This window comes from Pseudomonas sp. (genome assembly GCF_050739655.1).
In the GTDB taxonomy this organism is placed as follows: Bacteria; Pseudomonadota; Gammaproteobacteria; order Pseudomonadales; family Pseudomonadaceae; genus Aquipseudomonas.
In genome coordinates this window covers 1-5983 of the sequence record NZ_JBOIBY010000494.1, presented here as the reverse complement: position 1 = coordinate 5983, position 5983 = coordinate 1, and the positions used below count along the sequence as shown (strand labels likewise).

Sequence of the window (5983 nt, the reverse complement as noted above, 5' to 3'; positions counted from 1 at the left end):
GGCTGCGATCTTTTGATCCTGATTTTGTATTGGTCAGAAATTGCTGAAGATCAAAAGATCGCAGCCTGCGGCAGCTCCTACTGAGGTCGACGCTTTAGTGCCTGCTCACAGATGACCCGGCGCCGCTCATCATCGGCCGAGCGCCACTCGCGGATGTCTTCCACATGGCGAAAACATCCGCGGCAGACTTTCTGTTCATCCAGCCGACACACATTGCAACACGGCGACGGCACCGCCGGGCTGACATTGCTGTAGAGCGGCTTCGGCGGACGAACGAGAGCAGGTTCAGTCACGATCTCACAGGCCTTCGAAATCGAATTCGGAACCAGCCTGCTGCTGGACGATGCGCTCAAGCATTTCGCCCAACTGCTCTTCGCTCTTGTCGCACATCCAGCGTTCGCTTTCTTCGTCGTAGTCGAAGTGGAAACCACCGGAGACGGCCGCCAGCCACAACTGGCGCAGCGGTTCCTGACGACTGAAGATCAACTGAGTGCCGTTTTCGAACTTCACGGTCAACACACCGGCCGAGCTCTCCAGATCGATATCCAGGTCGCTGTCCTCGAAGATGTCTTCCAGGGTTTGCTGGGTGGCATCGACCAGATCATGGAAACGCGCTTCGGACAAACTCATTACGGCAACCTCAAAAAGTGTCTGATCAGGCTCAAGCGCCGCAAGATACGGCCGAGCCTCGTCGATTGCAAAGGATAAAGCCCAGGCACCCTTTTGTGGGAGCGGGCTTGCTCGCGAATACGATGGATCAGTCGACATCTGCATGGACAGATGCACCGCATTCGCGAGCGAGCCCGCTCCCACAGGGAATGCATGGTAGCGACCTGCATGCGCCAAGCCCCGCCGGACGGGAGCCCCATCGCATAGGCAAGCTGCCGGGTGGCCGGTATACTCCGGCCCAATTAATGCATTTTCAAGGATTTCGCCATGAAGCGCCTGATCTCTTCCCTTGCTGCGCTCCTCGCGATCGCCTGCCTCGTCTCGGCCTGCGGTCAAAAAGGCCCGCTGTACCTGCCCGACGAAGACCAGGACCCTGCACAGCAGGCCCAGTCCTCGCAAAAGCAATCGTCCAAGCACAAGCACGACGTCTACCAATAAGGGAACATCATGGACGCTTTTAACTACCGTGACGGTGAACTGTTCGCGGAAGGTGTTGCCCTGTCTGCTATCGCTGATCGCTTTGGTACACCGACCTACGTTTACTCGCGCGCGCACATCGAAGCCCAATACCTGGCTTACGCCGATGCACTGGCTGGCATGTCGCACCTGGTGTGCTTTGCGGTCAAGGCCAACTCCAACCTGGGTGTTCTGAATGTCCTGGCACGCCTGGGTGCCGGTTTCGACATCGTCTCCCGTGGCGAACTCGAACGCGTACTGGCCGCCGGCGGCAGCGCTGACAAGATCGTGTTCTCCGGCGTCGGCAAGACCCGTGACGACATGCGTCGCGCCCTGGAAGTCGGCGTGCACTGCTTCAACGTCGAGTCCACCGACGAGCTGGAACGTCTGCAAGTGGTTGCCGCCGAACTGGGTGTTCGCGCGCCGATCTCTTTGCGCGTGAACCCGGACGTCGACGCCGGTACCCACCCGTACATTTCCACCGGCCTGAAAGAGAACAAATTCGGTATCGCCATCGCCGACGCCGAGGATGTGTACGTGCGCGCCGCGCAGTTGCCTAACCTGGAAGTGGTTGGCGTCGATTGCCACATCGGTTCACAACTGACCACCTTGCCCCCGTTCATCGACGCCCTCGATCGCCTGCTGGGCCTGGTCGACCGTCTGAGCGACTGCGGCATCTACCTGCGCCACATCGACCTTGGTGGTGGCTTGGGCGTGCGTTATCGCGATGAAGAGCCGCCATTGGCTGGTGACTACATCAAGGCCGTGCGCGAGCGCCTTGACGGTCGCGACCTGGCACTGGTGTTCGAGCCGGGCCGCTTCATCGTCGCCAATGCCGGCGTGTTGCTGACTCAGGTTGAGTACCTCAAGCACACCGAACACAAAGACTTTGCAATCGTCGACGCCGCCATGAACGACCTGATCCGCCCGGCGCTGTACCAGGCCTGGATGGACGTCACTGCCGTGCGCCCGCGTACCAGCGCTGCCCGTGCCTACGACATCGTCGGGCCGATCTGCGAGACCGGCGACTTCCTGGCCAAGGACCGTCAACTGGCCCTGGAAGAAGGCGATCTGCTGGCTGTGCATTCGGCCGGCGCCTACGGGTTTGTCATGAGTTCCAACTACAACACCCGCGGCCGTGCCGCTGAAGTGTTGGTGGACGGTGATCAGGCATTTGAAGTGCGTCGCCGTGAGACGGTAGCCGAGTTGTTTGCTGGCGAAAGCCTGCTGCCGGAGTAAGCCATGCTGCTGCGTTTTACCAAAATGCACGGCCTGGGCAATGATTTCATGGTCCTCGACCTGGTCAGCCAGCACGCGCACATTCTGCCCAAACATGCCAAGCAATGGGGCGATCGGCATACCGGCATCGGTTTCGATCAGTTGCTGATCGTCGAGGCACCGTGTAACCCGGATGTGGATTTCCGTTATCGGATCTTCAACTCCGACGGTTCCGAAGTGGAACAGTGCGGCAACGGTGCCCGCTGTTTCGCCCGCTTCGTCCTCGACAAGCGCCTGACCGCAAAACGGCAGATCCGCGTCGAGACCAAAAGCGGCATCATCGAGCTGGACGTTCGTAGCGACGGCCAGATCGGGGTGAACATGGGTGCCCCGCGCCTGGTGCCGGCGGACATTCCGTTTCAGGCACCCGAGCAGGCCACGAGCTATCAGGTCGAAGTCGACGGCACGTCGGTCGATCTCGCCGCCGTGTCCATGGGCAACCCCCATGCCGTGCTGCGGGTCAGTGACATTAACAATGCACCGGTGCATGAACTGGGGCCGAAAATCGAACATCACCCGCGCTTCCCGGCGCGGGTCAATGTCGGTTTTCTCCAGGTCATCGACCGCAACCGTGCACAGCTGCGCGTTTGGGAGCGTGGAGCCGGGGAAACCCAGGCCTGCGGTACTGGCGCCTGTGCCGCCGCAGTAGCCGCGATCAGCCAGGGGTGGATGGATTCGCCTCTATTGATCGATCTGCCTGGCGGGCGCCTGTCCATTGAATGGGCAGGCCCTGGCCAACCGGTCATGATGACCGGCCCGGCAGTGCGCGTATACGAAGGACAAGTGCGTCTTTGAGTGAGCCCAAGCCATGACCGACAAGCCTCAGGTACCTGCCCTACAGCCCAACGAATCAGCGTCCGAAAGCCTGGAGGCGGCGGCGATTGCCGCGTATCTGGAGGCTCATCCGGACTTCTTCGTCGAGCACGAAGAACTGCTGCCGGCTTTGCGCATACCCCATCAGCGCGGTGACACCGTGTCCCTGGTAGAGCGCCAGATGACCATCCTGCGTGATCGCAACATCGAACTGCGCCATCGCCTCTCGCACTTGATGGATGTGGCCCGCGACAACGATCGCCTCTTCGACAAGACCCGCCGCCTGATCCTCGCGCTGATGGACGCCACCTGCCTGGAAGACGTGGTGATCAGTGTCGAAGACAGCCTGCGACAAGACTTCCAGGTACCTTTTGTCAGCCTCATCCTGCTCGGTGACAACGCCATGTCGGTGGGCCGTTGGGCCACTCACGCCGAGGCACAAGTCGCCATTGGCGGCCTGTTGCTGGAAGACAAAAGCGTTAGCGGCAACCTGCGTGAGCACGAGCTGGACTTTTTGTTCGGCGAAGAACAGCGCAAGCAGATTGGCTCCACTGCCGTTGTCGCCATCAGCCATCAAGGCATCCATGGCATCCTGGCCATCGCCAGCCGCGACCCGCAGCACTACAAAAGCTCGGTGGGCACGCTGTTCCTGAGCTACATCGCCGAAGTCATGGGCCGCGTGCTGCCTCGGGTTAACAGCTCCCTGCGCTCGGTACGCTGATCATGGAACGACAACTGGACGCTTACTGCGAACACCTGCGCAGTGAGCGGCAGGTGTCGCCCCATACGTTATCGGCCTATCGCCGCGACCTCGACAAAGTACTGGGCTGGTGCATCAAGCAGAACATCGGCAGTTGGGCCGCACTGGATATCCAGCGCCTGCGCAGCCTGATCGCTCGTCTGCATGCCCAAGGCCAATCCTCGCGCAGCCTGGCCCGACTGCTGTCGGCAGTGCGCGGCCTTTATCACTATCTGAACCGCGAAGGCCTTTGCGATCACGACCCGGCCAATGGCCTGGCTCCGCCCAAGGGCGAACGCCGCCTGCCGAAAACCCTCGACACCGACCGCGCGCTGCAACTGCTTGAAGGTGGTGTGGAGGATGATTTTCTGGCTCGCAGGGATCAGGCGATTCTGGAGTTGTTCTATTCCTCTGGATTGCGACTGTCGGAGCTGACCGGCCTCAATCTCGATCATCTGGACCTGGCCGACGGCATGGTTCAGGTGCTCGGCAAGGGCAGTAAAACCCGTTTGCTGCCGGTGGGCAAAAAGGCTCGCGAGGCCTTGGAACAATGGCTTGCGCTGCGAGCCATGGCCAATCCTGCAGACGATGCGGTGTTTATCAGCCAACAAGGCCGACGGCTCGGACCGCGGGCGATCCAGGTGCGAGTCAAGGCCGCCGGTGAACGTGAACTTGGGCAAAACCTGCACCCGCACATGCTTCGACATTCCTTTGCCAGCCACTTGCTGGAGTCCTCTCAAGACCTGCGGGCGGTGCAGGAACTGCTGGGCCATTCGGACATCAAGACCACGCAGATCTACACCCACCTGGACTTCCAGCATCTGGCCACGGTCTACGACAGCGCCCATCCACGGGCCAAACGCATTAAAGGCGATGATTCATGACGATCCAACTGATCACCTTCGACCTCGATGACACGCTGTGGGACACCGCCCCGGTGATCGTCAGCGCCGAAGCCATATTGCGCGAATGGCTGGTGGAACACGCTCCGAATCTGGGCGCGGTGCCGGTGGAGCATTTGTGGGCTATTCGCGAGCGAATCTTGAGCAGTGAGCCAAACCTCAAGCACCGCATCAGCGCCCTGCGCCGTCGTGTGTTGTTCCAGGCTTTGGAAGAATCTGGTTATACCCACGCAGAAGCATCGGACCTGGCTGATCGCAGTTTCGAAGTGTTCCTGCATGCGCGGCATCAGCTGGAGATCTTCCCGGAGGTGCAACCGACCCTGGAAGTGCTGGCCAACCATTACGCCCTCGGCGTGGTCACCAACGGCAACGCCGACGTGCGCCGTCTGGGGCTGGCGGACTTTTTCAAATTTGCGCTGTGCGCCGAAGACATCGGCATCGCAAAACCCGATTCGCGCCTGTTCCATGAAGCTTTGCAACGCGGAGGTGCAACCGCTGAGACGGCGGTGCATATCGGCGATCACCCTGGCGACGATATCGCCGGGGCACAGCAAGCGGGGCTTAGGGCGATCTGGTTCAACCCGGCGGGCAAAGTCTGGGAAGCAGAGCGTCTACCGGATGCCGAGATTCGCAGCCTGACCGAGCTGCCAGCGTTGTTGGCGTTGTGGAATTCAGCCAGGATTTGAAGGCGTACACCTGTAGGAGCTGCCGCAGGCTGCGATCTTTTGCTTTTGCTCCAGATATGAAAAAGCCCGCAGCGACGGCGGGCTTTTTCAGCAAGCGCGAAGCAGGCTCAGATAGGCCGGCTGCCGTACTTGTTGTCAGGCTTCTTGGGAGGATCGGCGACCACGTTGGCCTCCACTTCCTGAACCTTGCCGCCTTTGGACAAGAACTCTTCCATGGCCCGCGCGAGAGCATCGCGTTCCTTGTTCTTGGCTTCGACACTCGGCAGTTCATCAACCGATACCGCTGCCTTGGCCTTGCCTTTGGCGGTCGGAGCGGGGGCATCACCGCCGTCGTCTTCAGCGACGTCTTCCGCCGCTGCTTCCAGACCTTCTTCGGTTTCGTCGTCGTCGCCTACTTCGAGGTCGTCGTTTTCCAGATCATCGTCGCTCATGTTCTACCT

The 5983-nt window shown here is 60.5% G+C and carries 9 protein-coding genes; 6 read left to right on the top strand and 3 right to left on the bottom strand.

What is annotated here, in order from left to right; all coding sequences use genetic code 11:
- Positions 1-77 precede the first annotated feature (77 nt).
- Positions 78-293, bottom strand: coding sequence for a DUF1289 domain-containing protein (locus ACRESJ_RS23625; protein ID WP_431760060.1), 216 nt, complete (start codon positions 291-293; stop codon positions 78-80).
- 4 nt (positions 294-297) lie between these two features.
- Entirely contained in the window at positions 298-630 is a 333-nt protein-coding gene (cyaY, locus tag ACRESJ_RS23620; protein ID WP_431760059.1) for an iron donor protein CyaY, read from the bottom strand.
- Between the two features lie 306 nt (positions 631-936).
- Between cyaY and lptM the strand changes: the two genes are divergently transcribed.
- Genes lptM through ACRESJ_RS23590 form a run of 6 tightly spaced genes read left to right on the top strand, consistent with a single transcriptional unit; the run spans position 937 to position 5543 of the window.
- Positions 937-1107 (top strand): LPS translocon maturation chaperone LptM, encoded by a 171-nt coding sequence (lptM, locus tag ACRESJ_RS23615; protein ID WP_431760058.1) that lies wholly within the window; start codon positions 937-939, stop codon positions 1105-1107.
- 9 nt (positions 1108-1116) lie between these two features.
- Positions 1117-2364, top strand: a complete 1248-nt coding sequence (lysA, locus tag ACRESJ_RS23610) for a diaminopimelate decarboxylase (RefSeq protein WP_431760057.1) — start codon at positions 1117-1119, stop codon at positions 2362-2364.
- A 3-nt stretch (positions 2365-2367) separates the two neighbouring features.
- On the top strand, positions 2368-3198 hold the full coding sequence (gene dapF / locus ACRESJ_RS23605) for a diaminopimelate epimerase (RefSeq protein WP_431760056.1): 831 nt from the start codon (positions 2368-2370) through the stop codon (positions 3196-3198).
- Between the two features lie 13 nt (positions 3199-3211).
- Complete coding sequence (locus ACRESJ_RS23600; RefSeq protein ID WP_431760055.1) at positions 3212-3937, top strand: DUF484 family protein; 726 nt, start codon at positions 3212-3214, stop codon at positions 3935-3937.
- Positions 3938-3939: 2 nt separating this feature from the next.
- Positions 3940-4839, top strand: a complete 900-nt coding sequence (gene xerC, locus ACRESJ_RS23595; protein ID WP_431760054.1) for a tyrosine recombinase XerC — start codon at positions 3940-3942, stop codon at positions 4837-4839.
- On the top strand, positions 4836-5543 hold the full coding sequence (locus ACRESJ_RS23590; protein WP_431760053.1) for an HAD family hydrolase: 708 nt from the start codon (positions 4836-4838) through the stop codon (positions 5541-5543). The genes xerC and ACRESJ_RS23590 overlap by 4 nt, the downstream gene beginning before the upstream one ends.
- Positions 5544-5650: 107 nt before the next feature.
- Here ACRESJ_RS23590 and sutA read toward each other — a convergent pair whose 3' ends face one another.
- Positions 5651-5974, bottom strand: a complete 324-nt coding sequence (sutA, locus tag ACRESJ_RS23585; RefSeq protein WP_431760052.1) for a transcriptional regulator SutA — start codon at positions 5972-5974, stop codon at positions 5651-5653.
- Positions 5975-5983: the final 9 nt, after the last annotated feature.